The organism is Planomonospora antibiotica (assembly GCF_014647955.1).
GTDB classification, from domain to species: domain Bacteria; phylum Actinomycetota; class Actinomycetes; order Streptosporangiales; family Streptosporangiaceae; genus Planomonospora; species Planomonospora parontospora.
This window is the reverse complement of the sequence record NZ_BMQE01000008.1, coordinates 76,983-92,681: the sequence shown is the minus strand read 5'-3', so window position 1 is coordinate 92,681 and position 15,699 is coordinate 76,983. Positions and strand designations below refer to the sequence as shown.

Sequence of the window (15,699 nt, the reverse complement as noted above, 5' to 3'; positions counted from 1 at the left end):
TCATGGGTAGCCGCTTCTCCCGAGCCACAACCACTCGGAAAGGCGACAGGACCATGACACAGTTGCACATGGGCGTCGAGGCGCCGGTCGTCGTCGACCGCAGGACTCTGGTCGGCTACGACAACTACGCGGCCGCGCAGCGCACCGTGGACGCGCTCTCGGACGCCGGGTTCCCCGTGGAGAACGTCGCGATCGTCGGCAGCGACCTGCGCATGGAGGAGACCGTCACCGGCCGGATGACCAACGGCCGGGCCGCGCTCGCCGGCGCGGGCAGCGGCCTGGTCTTCGGACTCGTGGTCGGGGCGTTCCTCGGCCTGTTCACCTCGACCACGCTCTCCTTCTTCGTGCTGGTGCTCTGGGCGGGCCTGTGGGGTGCCCTGATGGGGGCCGCGTTCGGGTTCCTCAACCACTTCTTCACCGGCGGCAAGCGCGACTTCGCCTCGCGCAGCGCCATCGTCGCGGGCCGCTACGACGTGCTGGTCGCGGCCTCGCACGTCGACCACGCCCGCGCCATCCTGGACGGCGGCGCGCGCCCGGCCGACACCGTGGTGGTCGAGCCGCCGGCCTCCGCCGGCGTCTACGACCCCGCGGCCCAGCGGCCGATCGCCCCGGAGCAGCGCCGGCCCTGAGAACCCGGCCGCCGCCCCGTGCTCCGCCCTGGGCCGCGCTCCCGGTCCGCGCAGCGTTCGCGCAGTGGTACGGCACCACAGCCGCACCGGTCCGCGCAGCGGCAGTGGTACGGAACCGCCCAACGGCGCCGGGCCGCAGAGCCGTACGGCACCGCACAACCGCACCGGGCCGGATCGGAGAGCCGTACGGAGTCGCGGCGCCGTACCGGACCCGGCGCCCTCACCGTCCCGGCGCTCCGGAACCTCCGGCCCGCCTACCGCGCGAAGAGTCACCCGCCACCCTGCACCCCGTGCCGGGTGGCTCTTTCTTCCACCCGGTACGACTTCTGTCACCCCGGCCCTGACCACGTGTAGCGATCACCGCTGCGCCGTGCGTAGTCTTCTCCCTGCGGACACGCGTCTCCCTCCACCGTGTCGACCCCTACGCTTCCCCTTTTCCGCGACAACGACGAGGAGCTGTCGTGTCAGACGCGACGTCAGAGATCCGCATGCGTGCCCTGGAGCTCGGGGTGGCCGAGCTTCGTGTGGAGGCCCACGAGCACCGGGCGACCACCGCGGCCATCTTCGAGGTCCTCAAGGACCTGCGCACGATCACAGGTGAGCTCAAAACCACGACCGACGGACTGAAGGTCACCACCGACGGTCTCAAGGTCACCACGGAAGAACTCAAGGTCACCACGGAGGAGCTCCGCAGGGGCCAAGAGGAGCTCCGGGCCACCACCGAGGAGCTCCGCAAGGGGCAGGACGAGCTCCGGGCCACCACGGAAGAGCTCCGCAAGGGGCAGGACGAGTTCCGTCAGGAGATGCGGGCCGGATACGCCGAGCTCCGCGAGGAGATCGTCACGGTGAAGCGCTCCGTCGGCAACCTCGAGCTCTCTATGAAGCGCGTCGAAGGTGACGTGGCCGAGCTCAAGGCCGGTCACCTGGAGCTGCGGAACCTGTTCGCGGACCTGGTCCGGTAGTCGTCCCGCCCCGTCCGGGAGCGGTCGGCGGGCCGTCGGGGTCCCCGCCCCGTGCGACGGCCCGCCGCGGTCCCGTCCGAAACGCTCACAGGCTCCCCGGAGCGGTCCGGGCGAGCCCGGACCCGGTCAGGCCGACTCGCGGACCACCAGGTCGGTGGGGAGGATGATCGGGTCCGCCGGGCCGCCGGAGGCCAGGCCGAGCAGGAGGCGGACCATCGCGGTGGCCTGCTCGACGACGGGCTGGCGGACCGTCGTCAGGGGCGGCTCGGTGTAGCGGGCCGCCTCGATGTCGTCGAAGCCCACCACCGCGACGTCGTCCGGCACCCTGCGGCCCGCCTGGCGCAGCGCCTGCAGCGCGCCGATCGCCATCAGGTCGTTGGCGACGAAGACCGCGTCGAGCGCGGGGTCGTCCTCCAGGAGCTGGCGCATCGCCACCGCGCCGGACTCGCGGGTGAAGTCGCCGACCGCCACGATCGAGCGGCGGTCGGAGCCCTGCATGACGTTCCGGTAGCCGGCCAGGCGGTCCTGGCCGCCGATCATGTCCTGGGGGCCGGCGACCGTGGCGATCCGGCGGCGGCCGCTCTCGATCAGGTGGCGCACGGCCGTCGCCGCGCCGCCCACGTTGTCGTTGTCGACGTACGGCAGGTCCACGGGCACGGCGGGCCGGCCGTACGAGACGACGGGCACGCGCATGCGGGTGATCGCGGCGGGCAGCGGGTCGGCGCCGTGCATCGAAATGATCATGACGCCGTCCACGTGGCCGCCGGCGATGTAACGCTCCACGCGGGCGTGGCTGCGGGCCGAGCCCGTCAGCATCAGGACGACCTGCTTGTCGGCCGCCTCCAGCTCCGCGCTGGCCGTGCGGATCACGGTGGAGAACATCGGGTCGTCGGAGAAGACCCGGGTGGGCGACTCCGAGACGACCAGGGCGATGGAGTCGGTGCGCTGGTTGACGAGGGTGCGGGCCGCCGCGTTGGGGACGTAGCCGAGCTCCTCGACGGCCCGCATCACCACGTCGCGGATGCCCGGGGCGACGGTGGGCTGGCCGTTGACCACGCGGGAGACGGTGGCCCGCGACACTCCCGCGCGGGCGGCGACCGCCTCCAGGGTGGGGCGCTTCATCTTGGCCTCCGACTGGGCCTCCGGCTCGGATCTTCGGTCGCCACGACGATAGCCCATCGCGGGCCCGCCGGGGCCGGAGCGCCGGGCCCGTCGGCAGGCCCGGCGTCCCGGCCCCGGTTCATCCCTTGACGCTGCCCGCGAGCAGGCCGCGGACGAAGTAGCGCTGCATGGACAGGAAGACGATCAGCGGGATGACGAGCGAGACGAAGGCCCCGGCCGTCAGCCGCTGCCACTCGTTGCCGCGCGTTCCCGCCATCTGCGCCAGCCGTACGGTCATCGGGGCGCTGTCGGGCGTGCCCCCCGCGAAGATCAGCGCCACCAGCAGGTCGTTCCAGACCCAGAGGAACTGGAAGATGCCGAAGGTGGCCAGCGCCGGCGCGACCAGCGGGAGGACCACCCTCCGGAAGATCCTGCCGTGGGTGGCGCCGTCCACCCGTGCCGCCTCGATCAGCTCGCCCGGCAGCTCCGACATGAAGTTGTGCAGCAGGAAGACGCCGAGCGGCAGGGCGAAGCAGGTGTGCGCGAACCACACCTGCGCGAAGCGCGCGGGCCCCTCCAGCTCCCAGGCCGGCATGAGCTGCAGGCCGAAGACCGAGACGCCCTCGGAGAAGAACGACAGCAGTGGGACCAGCGCCATCTGCAGCGGGACGACCTGCAGCGCGAAGATGCCGATGTAGATCCAGTTCCGCCCGCGGAACGGCACCCAGGCCAGCGCGTACGCCGCGAAGGCGGCGAAGGCCAGCGGGAAGAGCACCGACGGGATCGTGATGACGATCGAGTTGATCAGGAAGCTGGCCATCTTCCCGGAGGACGAGGAGGTGCCGAACAGCACCTCCTGGTAGTTCTCCAGGGTGAGCTGCGGGTCGGAGAAGAACGACCACCAGCCGGTGGTCTTGATCTGGTCCTCCGGCCGCAGCGACGACAGGAACAGACCGAAGGTGGGCGTGGTCCACAGCACGGCGATGACGATCGCCACGGCGCTGGCGACCCTGCCGCTCAGCCGCTTCCTGACCCGCCCGGCAGCCTGCTCGGCACCGGGCCGTACCGCCGTGACGGCGGGCGAGACGGATGTCATCGGACGGCCTCCCTGCGCTGGCGGATCTGGTAGACGACGATGGGGGTGACCAGGACGAACAGGAAGACGGCCAGCGCCGCGCCCTTGCCCGTCTCGCCGTACCGGAACGCCTGGTTGTACATCTCGTTGGCGATGACGCTGGTGTCGAACTGGCCGCCGGTCATGGTCCGGACGATGTCGAAGAGCTTGAGCGTGCCGATCGACTGGGTGACCACCACCACGACCACCGCCGAGCGGATGCTCGGCAGCGTCACCCGGAAGAACATCTGCGTCGGGGAGGCCCCGTCGAGCTTGGCCGCCTCGACGATCTCGGCGGGGATGCCCTTGATCGCGGCGGAGAGCACTACGGTGGCGAACCCGGCCTGGATCCACACCATGACCACGATGAGGAAGAGGGTGTTGAGCGGCGGTTCCAGCAGCCACTGCTGGGGCGTGCCGCCGAGGGCCACCACGATCTGGTTGAGCAGGCCGATCTGCTCGCTCTCCTCGGGCCGGTAGGCGTAGACGAACTTCCAGATGATGCCGGCGCCGACGAAGGAGATGGCCATCGGGAGGAAGACCAGCGACTTGGCGACGGACTCGAAGCGGCTCCGGTCGACCAGGACCGCGTAGAGCAGGCCGACCGCTGTCACCAGGATGGGGACCAGGGCGACCCAGATGAGCGTGTTGCGGAGCACCGTGACCGCTTCGGGCTGGGTGAACATCCAGATGTAGTTGTCGAGCCCCACCCAGGAGGCGCCGTCGCCGCTCATGAACGACAGCAGGGTGGTGCGCACGCCGGGCACGATCAGGCCGATCGCGAGCAGCAGGAGCGCCGGGGCGAGCAGGATGGTGGCGTGCAGCCGCGCCTTCTGCCGCATGGGGGCGCGGTCGAGCAGGAGCAGCAGGAGCGCGACCACGGCGCAGAACGCGACCACGCCGTACAGCAGCTGCAGGAGCTTCGGCTGCTCCGCGGCGAAGTCGAAGTCCAGGTTCATCGAGGGAACTCCCGGAAGGATCGGGCCGATACGGGAGCGTCCGGCTCCGACGGGGTCGTCGAACCCCGGCGGGAGCCGGACGCCACGGGAAGTCCTGGGACTAGGACTTGGGCCAGGAGGTCTCGATGAAGTCGAGGACCGTCTTGGTGTCCTTGCCGTTGATCCAGTCGGTCATGCCCTTCCAGAAGGTGCCCGCGCCGACCGCGGCCGGCATGAGGTCGGAGCCGTCGAACCGGAAGACCGTGTTCGGGTCCTGGAGCATCTCGATGGAGAGCTTGTCGATCGGGTTCTGCGCGTTGGCGATGTCGACGCCCTTGTTGGCCGAGACGTACGTGCCCAGCTTCATGCGGGCGTTGGCGTAGTCGCCGGTGGCCAGGTAGGCCTGGACGGCCTGGACCTCGGGCCGGTCGGCGAAGGCGCCGACGAACTCGCCGGCGCCGAGCACCGGCTTCTTGGCCGGGTCGTTGCCGGGCAGGTAGAAGGCGAAGACGTCGCCGTCCTCGGCCACCTTGGTGCCCTCGGGCCAGAAGTTGGCGTAGAAGGAGGCCTGGCGGTGCAGCGCGCACTTGCCCTCGGTGATGGGCACGCCGCCCTCCTGGAAGGCGGTGCTGGCGATGCTCTTGACCGGGCCGTAGCCGCCGTTGACGAACTTCTCGTCCTTCAGGATCGCGCCGACCTTGTCGACCGCGGCGACGATCTTGGGGTCGTTGAAGGGGATCTTGTGGGCGACCCAGTCGTCGTAGCCCTCGGGGCCGAGCTCGCGCAGGAGGATGTCCTCGATCCAGTCGGTGGCCGGCCAGCCGGTGGCCTCACCGGACTCGATGCCCGCGCACCACGGCTTGATCCCGGTGCCCGCGATCGTGTTGGTGAGGGTCATGAGCTCGTCCCAGGTCGTGGGGACGGCCCAGCCCTTCTCCTTGAACATGCCCGGCGAGTACCAGACGAAGGACTTCACGCTGGCGCCCAGCGGGGCGGCGTAGAAGGTGCCGTCGATCGTGCCGTACTTCACCCAGTCGGCCGACCAGTTCTGCTCGGCCAGCTTCTTCACCTCGGCCGAGGCGGGCTTGAGCTTGCCCGCCTTGACGAAGCGCTCCAGCAGGCCGGGCTGCGGGAAGAAGGCCAGGTCCGGCGGGTTGCCGCCGTCGGCGCGGACCTGGATCTGCGCCTCGAACTCGCCGGTCCCCTCGTAGCTGATCTTCATCCCGGTGCACTTCTCGAACGGCACCCAGGTCTGCTGGAACAGGTCTGCCTCGGTGTCCCGGATCGGGGAGTAGATCGAGACCTTCTTGCCGTCGTGCTTTCCGAACTGCTCGAACGGGGCGCACTCGGCGGATGTGCTGCCACCGCCGCCCGCCGCAGGGGTCGAGGGCTCGGAAGAGCCGCAACCGGTGGCGACCAGCGCCAGGCCCGCGGTACCCGCGACGAGGGCGGCGCGTGCAGGCCGAGAGAGGAGCGACATGGACCCTTCCTCCATTACTTTGCCGGGCCGGCCCCGGCTGGCGGGACCGGCTGGACCGCCCGCGACAGGCGCGTGGGGTCACCGCGTTACCGGTCCGCCATGGTGGCCGGATGGCTCAAACCAGTGTGAGAGCGCTCTCTGTAGCCTTGTCGCCCAGCAACGGGATGTCAATGACTGTGATGCTACGGTTACGCATTTGAGAAATCTGGGTGTCATTCAGGGCATTCAGGTTATGCGTTCGTTGTGAGAGCGCTCTCAGAACAGGAAGGGCGGGGACCGTCAGGTCCCCGCCCTCCGGTCGCGGGGGCGCACGGCTCGCCGTACGCCCCCGCGGGATCGGTCCGGACGCGCCCGCAGGAGACGCACCCGCGGGATCAGTTCGTGGAGAAGGTGAACCAGTTGAGGTTGACGAAGTCCGCCGGCTGGCCGCTGCTGAAGGTTATGTACACCGTGTGGGTGCCCGTGACGCCCGAGATGTTCGCCGCGATCGTCCGCCAGCTCTGCCAGCCGCCGGTGCTGCCCACCGCGAAGTCGCCGATCGGCGCCGCCGTGGGGCTGTCCAGGCGGACCTGGACCAGTCCGCTGACCCCTGCCCCCGCCCCGGAGGCGACCCGGGCCTTGAACTGCCCTGCCGCCGCGGAGCCGAAGCGGACGCCGTCGAAGCGCAGCCAGTCGCCGTTGGAGACGAACGCGACGCTCTTGCCGCCTCCGGTGTCGGAGGCGTCCTCCAGGGCCGTCCCCGACTGGGCCTGGTAGCTCTCCGCCTGGATGGTGGAGCGCGCGTCGACCCCGCCCGCCGTGGGGGTGGGCGTCGGAGTGGGCGTCGGGGTCTTCGTGGGGCTCGGCGTCGGGGTCGGCGTCGGGCTCTTGGTGGGCGTGGGGCTGACGGTGGGCGTCGCCGTGGGGCTCGGGCCGGGGCCGCCTCCCGGCTCGGTCCCGCTGCCCGCCGGGCCGCGCCAGGCCATCGCCCGGGCCGGTACGGCGAGCGTCTGCCCGTCGGAGAACCGGACCGTGACGGCGCTGCCGGAGGCGTTGTAGGCCACGTAGGTCCTGCCCGCCGAGTTGCCCAGCACCGCGTACGTCGGCACGTTCGCGGTGACCGAGTGATCGGGGGTGCCCCAGGCGTTCAGCGCGGAGATCCAGTGGTAGGCGTGGGCGCGCGAGTCACCGTCCTCGGGTGCCGGGTCGGCCCCCAGCCACAGCGACTGGGCGGCGGCGGGGTCGGCCATGGCCAGGAACTGCCAGATGACGTCGCGCCACTCGGTCTCCTGGCCGCCGTTGGAGGCCCGCAGCTCGCTGATGTTCTGCTTGATGTCGGCCTTCCACGCGCCGTTGTAGAGCGAGCCGCCGGTGATCGGGAGCATGTTGATGCCGTGGATCTCCTCGGCGTTCGCCGTCCACCAGGTGGAGTAGCTGCCGCCGGCGCCCCACACCATGCCCACGGTGTCGTGGCCGAAGCCCGGCGGGAAGACCGCGCCGTCGGCGTCGAACCAGTACTGGCCGATGGCCTCGCGCTCGGTCGTGTACATGTAGATGCCCGCGTCGCGCAGGGCGGTGTCGCCGGTCGCCTGGCCGAACAGGACCGCGGCGGCGTTGAACATCATCGACTCCGACGACGACTCCTGGTTGTTGCCGTGGCCGAAGCCCGCGTGCCCGGACGCCCAGGCGTGCCCGGCGTAGGGGTCGAAGTTGCGCAGGAACGGGAACCGGCTGTCGGAGCGGTCGTAGTTGGCCGCGTCCTTGACCAGCAGCTTCAGCATGCCGCCGTACTGCGAGTCGGAGACCCAGGCCGGGTCGTGCTGGGCCACCATCGCTCCGGCCAGCACGTAGTAGCCGTAGTGGAAGTGGTGGTCGTTGAGCTCTTTGTCGGTGCCGTAGCCCGCCGGGTAGCCGATCAGCGTCTTCCAGGTGGAGTCGTAGGCGAAGAGCCTGCCGGTCTCCCCCGAGCCCGCCGTGAGCCAGTCGGCCAGCCGGCTCTTGACCAGGCCGATCGCCTTGTCCCGGCCGGCGGTGTAGCCGATCTGGTTGGCGACCGGGATGAGCGCCGCGATCCGCCACAGGGCCTTGCCGGTCCAGTAGGTGTCGGCGGCGCCCTTGTAGGGGTCGGAGGCGTTCAGCTCGGCGTCGATGCCGGCCCGCAGCCTGGCCTTGTCCGCGCCGGGCGCGAGCGGCAGGGCGGGCAGCACTCCGTTGAACTCCGCGTTCGTGGTGAACGACGCGCCCTCGCGCACGCGCATCTCACCGCGCGGTGAGACGTAGCGGTGGGCCGTCATCGGGTCGGAGGAGTTCGCCCACTGGTGGCGGTAGAGGGCGTGCAGGGTGCCGGTCCGACTCCCCTGCCTCGCGGTGGTGGACGCGGTGTAGACGGCCTGCATCCGGCCCGCGGCGGCGTCGTAGGACCAGCTCACCCGGGTGTCGGTGACGAAGGAGTAGGCGTACTTCTCGAACAGCGGGAGCGCCGCCCGGGAGGGCAGGACCGCGACCGAGAAGAAGGCGGCCGGGGCGCTCGCGGAGGCGGTGCCGGTCAGCGACCAGCTGGTCCCGGAGGGGGCGAACAGGCCGTAGTCGCGGCCGTTCACCGTCACTCCCAGCACGTTGCCGCCGTTCTGCCAGACGCTGGCCGGGCCGGTGAACTCCACCAGTGCGTTGCCGCCCGAGGCCTCGGCGTAGACGTACGGCGAGCCGTGCGCGATCGTGGTCCGCAGCGTGCGGGTCCCGTCGCTCCAGCGCGGCACGACGTTCCAGTCGCCCCAGCCGTCCACCTCGGTCCTGGCGGCGTTGAGGCCGGAGACGCCCACGTTGAGGTCGCTCGCGTGGACGAACTCGTACATCCGCCCGTCGGAGGTGATGTTCGGCTTGTCCGGGTAGCCGACGCTGATGCCCTTGGCGTTCGCGTGGAACGAGAGCGGGTGGGCGTACATGTTCTCGGAGTAGGGGTTGCCCGCGTAGCGCTGGAAGACCAGCGAGGACCACCAGTCGTTCGTCGGCACGGCGCGGCCGGCCATCCGGCTGGTGACCTTGGGGCTGACGGCGGCGCCGTCGGAATCGGAGGGGCCGGCGGTGCCGGCCGGGCGGGCGGAGGCGTAACCGCCCGCGCCGACCGCCACGGCGGCGGCCGGGGACGCCAGGACCACCGGGGTCACCACGGCCGTGGCCAGGACGGCAACCGCGGCGACTACTCTGCGCAAGGGGGATGGGAAGCCCATGGATACCTCCTCGGGTATCGGGCTGCCGGCGCCGCAGAACGGGCCGCCGGGGCGAGCAAGGGCAAGAGAGCGCTCTCTGACCGAGGACGGTAGCCCTGAGTGAACGCCAAGTCAACGACTTCTCACACTCCCCCTTCCCTCGGAGGCGGATGATCCGCCTTGACAGGCCCGTCACGCACCCACGATGCTGTGTGAGAGCGCTCTCTGCCGTTCGGGGCGAGGCGGGGTTGACGGCGAGGCGAAAGGGCGGTGAGACATGACCCTGTCCATGGGGATGTCGGCGGGAGTCGCAGCGGAGACCGGGGGGACCGGCGACCTGACCTTCCCGCAGGGTTTCCTCTGGGGGACGGCGACCGCCTCCTACCAGATCGAGGGCGCCGCGAACGAGGACGGCCGCGGGCCGTCCATCTGGGACACCTTCTCCCGGACGCCCGGCAAGGTCGTCGGCGGCCACACCGGTGACGTCGCGTGCGACCACTACCACCGCTACCGCGACGACGTGGCGATGATGGCCGACCTCGGCGTCCAGGCCTACCGCTTCTCCATCGCCTGGCCCCGGATCCAGCCGGACGGCTCCGGCCCGGTCAACCCCCGCGGCCTGGACTTCTACGAGCGGCTGGTCGACGAGCTGCACGGACGCGGCATCACGCCCATCGTGACGCTCTACCACTGGGACCTGCCGCAGAGCCTGGAGGACCGGGGCGGCTGGACCAACCGGGAGACCGCCGAGCGCTTCGCCGAGTACGCCGCCGTCGTGTACGGCAGGCTCGGCGACCGGGTCGGCACCTGGACCACGCTCAACGAGCCCTGGTGTTCCTCCTTCCTCGGCTACGGCGCGGGCGTCCACGCCCCCGGCCGCACGAACCCGGGCGACGCCTACGCCGCCGTCCACCACCTGCTGCTGGGCCACGGCCTGGCGGTGGCCGAACTGCGCGCCGCGGGGGCCCGGCAGGTCGGCATCACCCTCAACCTGGCCCCGATCTCGGGCTCCGACCCCGAGGCCGTCGCGCACATCGACGGCCTGCAGAACCGGATCTTCCTCGACCCGGTCCTGCGCGGGGAGTACCCCGCCGACGTCGTGGAGCGCGCCCGCCGGTTCACCGACTGGTCCTTCGTCCGCGACGGCGACCTCGACATCATCGGCGCGCCGATCGACCTGCTGGGCGTCAACTACTACAGCCCCACCACCGTGGAGCTGCGCGCCGGGCAGCAGGCCAACCCGGTCCACCCGGGCAGCGAGGGCATCGCGTTCGTCCAGGGCGACGAGGAGAAGACGGCGATGGGCTGGTCGGTCAAGCCGTCCGGCCTCACCGAGCTGCTGCTCCGGCTCAATCGCGACTATCCGGGCACGCCGCTGATCATCACCGAGAACGGCGCCGCCTTCGACGACGTGCTCGCCGACGGCCGGGTCGCCGACGAGCGGCGGATCGCCTTCCTCGACGGCCACTTCCGCGCCGCGCACGCCGCGATCGAGGCCGGGGCCGACCTGCGCGGCTACCTGGTCTGGTCGCTGATGGACAACTTCGAGTGGGCCGAGGGCTACGCCAAGCGCTTCGGGCTGGTCTACGTCGACTACGCCTCGCAGCGCCGCGTCCCCAAGGACAGCGCGCTGTGGTACCGCGAGGTCATCCGGCGCAACGGGGTCCAGGCGTGACCCGGTGACCGCCCGGCCGACGCTGGAGAGGGTGGCGGCCAGGGCGGGAGTCTCCCGGGCCACCGTCTCCCGCGTGGTCAACGGCTCGACGCACGTCAATCCGGAGATCCGCGCGACGGTGCTGCGCGCCGTGGAGGAGCTGGGCTACGTCCCCAACCTCGCGGCGCGCAGCCTGGTGACCCAGCGGGCCGACTCCGTCGCGCTGGTCTTCTCCGAACCGCCCACCCGGGTCTTCTCCGACGACCCCATGTTCGCCAGCATCATCCGCGGCGTCAGCCGGGAGACGGAGGCCGCGGACAAGCACCTCGTGCTCATGCTCGCCGGCTCGCCGCGCGGGCAGGAACGGGTCGAGCGCTACGCCACGGCCGGGCACGTGGACGGCGTGATCGTCGCCTCGATGCACGGGGCCGACCCGCTGCCCGCCGCACTGGCCCGCCGGGGCGTGCCCGTGGTGTGCAGCGGACGGCCCCTGCACGCCGGAGTGCAGGGCGCGCTGCCCTGCGTGGACACGGAGAACGTCGGCGGCGCCGAGCAGGCCGTGGGGCACCTGGTGGCGGCGGGCCGCCGCAGGATCGCCACGATCGCCGGGCCGCAGGACATGGTCGCCGGGATCGACCGGCTCACCGGCTACCGCAACGCGCTGCGCGACTCCGACCGGCGCTCCATCGTCGCGGTGGGCGACTTCACCCGCGAGTCGGGCGTCGCGGCCATGCGCCAGCTGCTGCGGGACGATCCCGGGCTCGACGCGGTGTTCGCCGCCAGCGACATGATGGCGCTCGGCGCCCTGCAGGTGCTGCGGCAGGCCGGGCGCCGCGTGCCGGACGACGTGGCCGTGGTCGGCTTCGACGACGTGCCCGCCGCCTCCTACGCCGAGCCGCCGCTCACCACGGTCCGCCAGCCCCTCCACGAGATGGGCCGGGAACTGGCCCGGCTCGTCCTCGCGCTCGCCTCGGGGCAGGACGTGGACGCTCCGGTGATCCTGCCCACGGAGCTGGTCGTCCGCGACTCCGCCTGACGGACCGGCCGACCGTACCCCTTCGCCCACCGCCGGGCCCCGGACCCCGTAGAGTCGTTCGGCCGGTCGGGCATCGGCCGGCACGCACCAGATCAAGGAGAAACCACGTGGCACTGGAGAAGCCGGAGATCGACTTCCCTGAGGGCGACGCGCCCAAGGAGCTGCAGATCGTCGACGTCGTCGAGGGAGACGGCCCGGAGGCCAAGCCTGGCCACCAGGTCAGCGTGCACTACGTCGGTGTCGCCTTCTCCACCGGCGAGGAGTTCGACGCCTCCTGGAACCGGGGCGAGACCTTCGAGTTCTCGCTCGGCGCGGGCCAGGTCATCGCGGGCTGGGACCAGGGCGTCGCGGGCATGAAGGTCGGCGGCCGCCGCCGTCTCACCATCCCGCCGCACCTGGGTTACGGCAACCGCGGCGCGGGCAGCCGCATCAAGCCCGGCGAGACCCTCATCTTCGTCGTGGACCTGCTCGGGGTCCGCTGAGGCGACCGGTGGGCCGCTCCCGTCGGGGGCGGCCCGCCGCGTCTCCCGCGGACCGGCCCGCCCGAACGGGGCCGTCCGGTCCGCACCGCCCGCCCCGCCGTACGGCGACCGAGCACCGCCGGGTTCACCGGGTCCGCCGGGTCCGCCGGCCGGAACGGGACCCCCGGGAGACCTCCGCCGCCGGAATGTCACCGCGGCCTCGTAGGCTGGCCGTGTGCTGTTGATCGATCTCGCGCGCACCTCCGCGGCCGTGGCCGCCGACTCCGCCCGGCTGGCGAAGGTCCGGCATCTCGCGGAGCTCCTCGGCCGGGTCGGCCCGGACGAGGCGGAGATCGCGATCGCCTACCTCTCCGGTGAGCTGCCCCAGCGGCAGATCGGCGTCGGCCTGGCGGCCCTGCGGGACCTCCCCGAGCCCCGGATCGCCGCCACCGCGACCCTGCTGCAGGTCGACGCCCTCCTCACCCGCGTCAAGACGCAGAGCGGTCCCGGTTCCCAGAGCGCGCGCCGGGCGCTGCTGAACGAGCTGTTCGCCGCGCTCACCGGTCCCGAGCAGGCCTTCCTGTCCCGGCTCGTCCGCGGTGAGCTCCGCCAGGGCGCGCTCGACGGAGTGATGGTCGAGGCCGTCGCCAAGGCGTCGGGGACACCGGCCGCCGAGGTGCGGCGGGCGCTGACGCTGCGCGGCTGGCTGCCCGCCGTGGGCGCGGCGGCTCTGTCCGGCGGGGTCGAGGCACTGCGCTCCTTCAGGCTGGAGGTGGGCCGCCCGGTCTCGCCGATGCTCGCGCAGAGCGCGCCCTCCGTCGCCGCGGCACTGGAGCGGGTGGGCGGGCGGGCCGCGATCGAGTGGAAGCTCGACGGCGTGCGGGTCCAGGCCCACCGGTCCGGCGACGCCGTGTCCGTCTTCACCCGCACCCTGGACGACATCACCGCTCAGGTGCCCGAGCTGGTCGAGGCGGTCGGCGCCCTGCCCGGCACCGACCTCGTCCTGGACGGCGAGGTCATCGCGCTGCGGCCGGACGGCCTCCCGGAGCCCTTCCAGGTCACCTCCGGCCGGGTGGCCAGCCGGGCCGACGTGGCGGGGGCCCGCCGGTCGACCCCGCTCAGCGTGTTCTTCTTCGACGCGCTGCGGGTGGGAGGAGCCGATCTCCTCGACCTGCCCGACGAGGCGCGCCACGCGGAGCTCGTCCGGGCCGTTCCCGCGGAGCTGATCACACCCCGGCTGGTCACCGACGACGCCGCCGAGGGCGAGGCGTTCTTCAAGGAGGTCCTCCGGCGGGGGCACGAGGGCGTGGTGGTGAAGTCACCGCAGAGCCCCTACGCCGCCGGCCGTCGCGGGGCGGGCTGGGTCAAGGTGAAGCCCCGCCACACGCTGGACCTGGTCGTGCTGGCCGCGGAGTGGGGCAGCGGCCGCCGGGAGGGCCGGCTCTCCAACCTCCACCTGGGCGCCCGCGATCCGGTCGGCGGTGGTTTCGTCATGCTCGGCAAGACCTTCAAGGGTCTGACCGACGAGCTGCTCGCCTGGCAGACCGAGCGCTTCCTGGCGCTCGCCGACGGCCCCTCCGACGGCTGGACCGTCACGGTCCAGCCCGAGCTCGTCGTCGAGATCGCCTTCGACGGGGTCCAGCGCTCCAGCCGCTATCCCGGCGGCATGGCCCTGCGCTTCGCCCGGGTGATCCGCTACCGCCCGGACAAGACCCCGGAGCAGGCCGACACCGTGGACACGGTCCGCGCGCTGCTGCTCTGAGGCCCGCCCGCGGGCCTCGGGCACGGCGGTGCCCCGCCTCGCCGACGGGCACGTCCACGCCCCGGCGCTCCCAGGTCCGCCCCGCGTGCTCCGGAGTCCGCCCCGCGTGCTCCGGAGTCCGCCCCGCGTGCTCCGGAGTCCGCCCCGCGTGCTCCGGAGTCCGCCCCGCGTGCTCCGGAGTCCGCCCCGCGTGCTCCGGGGTCCGCCCCGTGTGCCCCCAGGTCCGTCCCGGTCCTCGGCGCGCCCTCGCGGGTCACTTGACCGGGCGCAGCGTGAACGGGTAGCGGAAGTCGCCCTCGCCCAGCGCCGCCAGCCCGCCGACGACCGACAGCACCACTCCGCCGACCCAGAGCAGGGGCACCAGCACCGCGCCCACGAACGTGATCGCCAGCACGATGGTGGCGCCGATCAGGGTCAGGTGGAAGTTCAGCGCCTCCACGGCGTGCCTGCGGATGTAGGGGGAGGTCCGGCCCGCCGCGAGCAGCATGACGAGCGGCCCCAGCACGAACAGGCCCGCCAGCGGGAGCAGGTGCGCCGCGGCCGCGCCCACCCGGTCTCCGCCCGTCCGCGCCTGGGGCCGCCCGTGGTGTGCCATGCCCGGTGCCGGGCGGGCCTGCGGCGGGTAGGGGGCGGGCAGGGGTGGGCGGGAGCCGTACAGCTCCTGCATGATCGGGATGAGGTCACCGTGGACCCGGGCGGTCATCGCCCGCTCCAGCCGGTCGTCGAACTCGAGTTCGTCGAGCCGTCCCTCCGCGTAGGCGGCCTTGACGTGCTCGACCACCTGCTCCCGGTCCTGGTTGCTCACCCGGAGGCCGGCGTAACCGGACCCGGGCCCCGTCGCCGGCACGCCCCCGTGCCGCGGATTCACCGGTGGTGTCGCTGTGCCCGCCATGGAACCGACCTTCCCTTCGTCGCCCTTGTGACCTCCATGTTCGTCCGGGGCGGTCGTCCCGCGCATCGGGGTTACCCCTGACGCCGTCCCTGGAGTTCCCCTGGCGTCCACCATGGAGGGGCCAGGGGAGGTATAACAAGGGGCATGAGATGGCGGGATCGCTATGGTTTGAGGCGTCTGCGCGGGCCGAAGATCGCAAAGTTCGACCGGGCTGCGAACGACTCCGACATCGAGGCGCTCATCGCCTTCGCGAAGTCGCGCCGCGGCGTGGAGTTCTACGTCGAACCGGAGACCTTCGCGACCGACACCACCGCCGTGGCCGTGGCCGACGACGGCGAGTGGACCCGGCGCCGGGTCGGTGCCCCCGCGGTGATCCGCAAGGTCGCCCGCGATCTCGCCCTTCCCGTCTACGATGTGCAGCTCACCGGTTATCCGCCCCGCATGCGGGCCTACAACGAGCGCCGCAAGCGCGAAGAGGGCTGACG

At 72.0% G+C, this 15,699-nt stretch carries 13 protein-coding genes; 7 read left to right on the top strand and 6 right to left on the bottom strand.

The window, feature by feature from the left end:
- Nucleotides 1-53 precede the first annotated feature (53 nt).
- Together IEZ06_RS10140 and IEZ06_RS10135 are read left to right on the top strand one after the other, a co-directional pair.
- Complete coding sequence (locus tag IEZ06_RS10140) at nt 54-629, top strand: YflT domain-containing protein (RefSeq protein WP_189236421.1); 576 nt, start codon at nt 54-56, stop codon at nt 627-629.
- A gap of 461 nt (nt 630-1,090) precedes the next feature.
- A complete protein-coding gene (locus IEZ06_RS10135; RefSeq protein WP_189236420.1) occupies nt 1,091-1,591 on the top strand; it encodes a hypothetical protein in 501 nt (166 codons plus the stop codon).
- 126 nt (nt 1,592-1,717) lie between these two features.
- On the opposite strand, the gene IEZ06_RS10130 is transcribed toward IEZ06_RS10135, so the two are convergent.
- The 5 genes from IEZ06_RS10130 to IEZ06_RS10110 all read right to left on the bottom strand — a co-directional run bounded on the left by IEZ06_RS10130 (nt 1,718) and on the right by IEZ06_RS10110 (nt 9,430).
- Nucleotides 1,718-2,713 carry a LacI family DNA-binding transcriptional regulator gene (locus tag IEZ06_RS10130; RefSeq protein ID WP_189236419.1) on the bottom strand — a complete coding sequence of 332 codons (996 nt, stop codon included), beginning with the start codon at nt 2,711-2,713 and terminating at the stop codon, nt 1,718-1,720.
- Nucleotides 2,714-2,831: 118 nt separating this feature from the next.
- A complete protein-coding gene (locus IEZ06_RS10125; RefSeq protein ID WP_189236418.1) occupies nt 2,832-3,788 on the bottom strand; it encodes a carbohydrate ABC transporter permease in 957 nt (318 codons plus the stop codon).
- Nucleotides 3,785-4,759 (bottom strand): carbohydrate ABC transporter permease, encoded by a 975-nt coding sequence (locus IEZ06_RS10120; protein ID WP_189236530.1) that lies wholly within the window; start codon nt 4,757-4,759, stop codon nt 3,785-3,787. Before IEZ06_RS10120 ends, IEZ06_RS10125 begins: the two co-directional genes overlap by 4 nt.
- A gap of 106 nt (nt 4,760-4,865) precedes the next feature.
- Nucleotides 4,866-6,224, bottom strand: coding sequence for an ABC transporter substrate-binding protein (locus IEZ06_RS10115; RefSeq protein WP_189236417.1), 1,359 nt, complete (start codon nt 6,222-6,224; stop codon nt 4,866-4,868).
- 374 nt (nt 6,225-6,598) lie between these two features.
- Nucleotides 6,599-9,430, bottom strand: a complete 2,832-nt coding sequence (locus IEZ06_RS10110; protein WP_189236416.1) for a glycosyl hydrolase — start codon at nt 9,428-9,430, stop codon at nt 6,599-6,601.
- A 256-nt stretch (nt 9,431-9,686) separates the two neighbouring features.
- Between IEZ06_RS10110 and IEZ06_RS10105 the strand changes: the two genes are divergently transcribed.
- The 4 genes from IEZ06_RS10105 to IEZ06_RS10090 all read left to right on the top strand — a co-directional run bounded on the left by IEZ06_RS10105 (nt 9,687) and on the right by IEZ06_RS10090 (nt 14,322).
- Nucleotides 9,687-11,084, top strand: a complete 1,398-nt coding sequence (locus IEZ06_RS10105) for a GH1 family beta-glucosidase (RefSeq protein WP_229797918.1) — start codon at nt 9,687-9,689, stop codon at nt 11,082-11,084.
- A gap of 4 nt (nt 11,085-11,088) precedes the next feature.
- Entirely contained in the window at nt 11,089-12,099 is a 1,011-nt protein-coding gene (locus tag IEZ06_RS10100) for a LacI family DNA-binding transcriptional regulator (protein ID WP_189236415.1), read from the top strand.
- Nucleotides 12,100-12,206: 107 nt separating this feature from the next.
- Entirely contained in the window at nt 12,207-12,581 is a 375-nt protein-coding gene (locus IEZ06_RS10095; RefSeq protein WP_189236414.1) for an FKBP-type peptidyl-prolyl cis-trans isomerase, read from the top strand.
- Nucleotides 12,582-12,795: 214 nt separating this feature from the next.
- Nucleotides 12,796-14,322: an ATP-dependent DNA ligase gene (locus IEZ06_RS10090; protein ID WP_189236413.1), complete on the top strand. Its 1,527-nt coding sequence runs from the start codon at nt 12,796-12,798 to the stop codon at nt 14,320-14,322.
- 253 nt (nt 14,323-14,575) lie between these two features.
- Here IEZ06_RS10090 and IEZ06_RS10085 read toward each other — a convergent pair whose 3' ends face one another.
- Entirely contained in the window at nt 14,576-15,127 is a 552-nt protein-coding gene (locus IEZ06_RS10085) for a DUF1707 and DUF4870 domain-containing protein (protein ID WP_229797917.1), read from the bottom strand.
- Nucleotides 15,128-15,358: 231 nt separating this feature from the next.
- Here IEZ06_RS10085 and IEZ06_RS10080 point away from each other — a divergent pair, with 231 nt between their 5' ends.
- Nucleotides 15,359-15,697 carry a hypothetical protein gene (locus IEZ06_RS10080; protein WP_068898800.1) on the top strand — a complete coding sequence of 113 codons (339 nt, stop codon included), beginning with the start codon at nt 15,359-15,361 and terminating at the stop codon, nt 15,695-15,697.
- Nucleotides 15,698-15,699: the final 2 nt, after the last annotated feature.

What these genes read in the sequence shown, in the direction of transcription:
- IEZ06_RS10130 (WP_189236419.1), bottom strand. Translation starts at nt 2,713, where the DNA reads ATGAAGCGCCCCACCCTGGAGGCGGTCGCCGCCCGCGCGGGAGTGTCG.
- IEZ06_RS10140 (WP_189236421.1), top strand. Translation starts at nt 54, where the DNA reads ATGACACAGTTGCACATGGGCGTCGAGGCGCCGGTCGTCGTCGACCGC.
- IEZ06_RS10110 (WP_189236416.1), bottom strand. Translation starts at nt 9,430, where the DNA reads ATGGGCTTCCCATCCCCCTTGCGCAGAGTAGTCGCCGCGGTTGCCGTC.
- IEZ06_RS10105 (WP_229797918.1), top strand. Translation starts at nt 9,687, where the DNA reads ATGACCCTGTCCATGGGGATGTCGGCGGGAGTCGCAGCGGAGACCGGG.
- IEZ06_RS10080 (WP_068898800.1), top strand. Translation starts at nt 15,359, where the DNA reads ATGAGATGGCGGGATCGCTATGGTTTGAGGCGTCTGCGCGGGCCGAAG.
- IEZ06_RS10125 (WP_189236418.1), bottom strand. Translation starts at nt 3,788, where the DNA reads ATGACATCCGTCTCGCCCGCCGTCACGGCGGTACGGCCCGGTGCCGAG.
- IEZ06_RS10115 (WP_189236417.1), bottom strand. Translation starts at nt 6,224, where the DNA reads ATGTCGCTCCTCTCTCGGCCTGCACGCGCCGCCCTCGTCGCGGGTACC.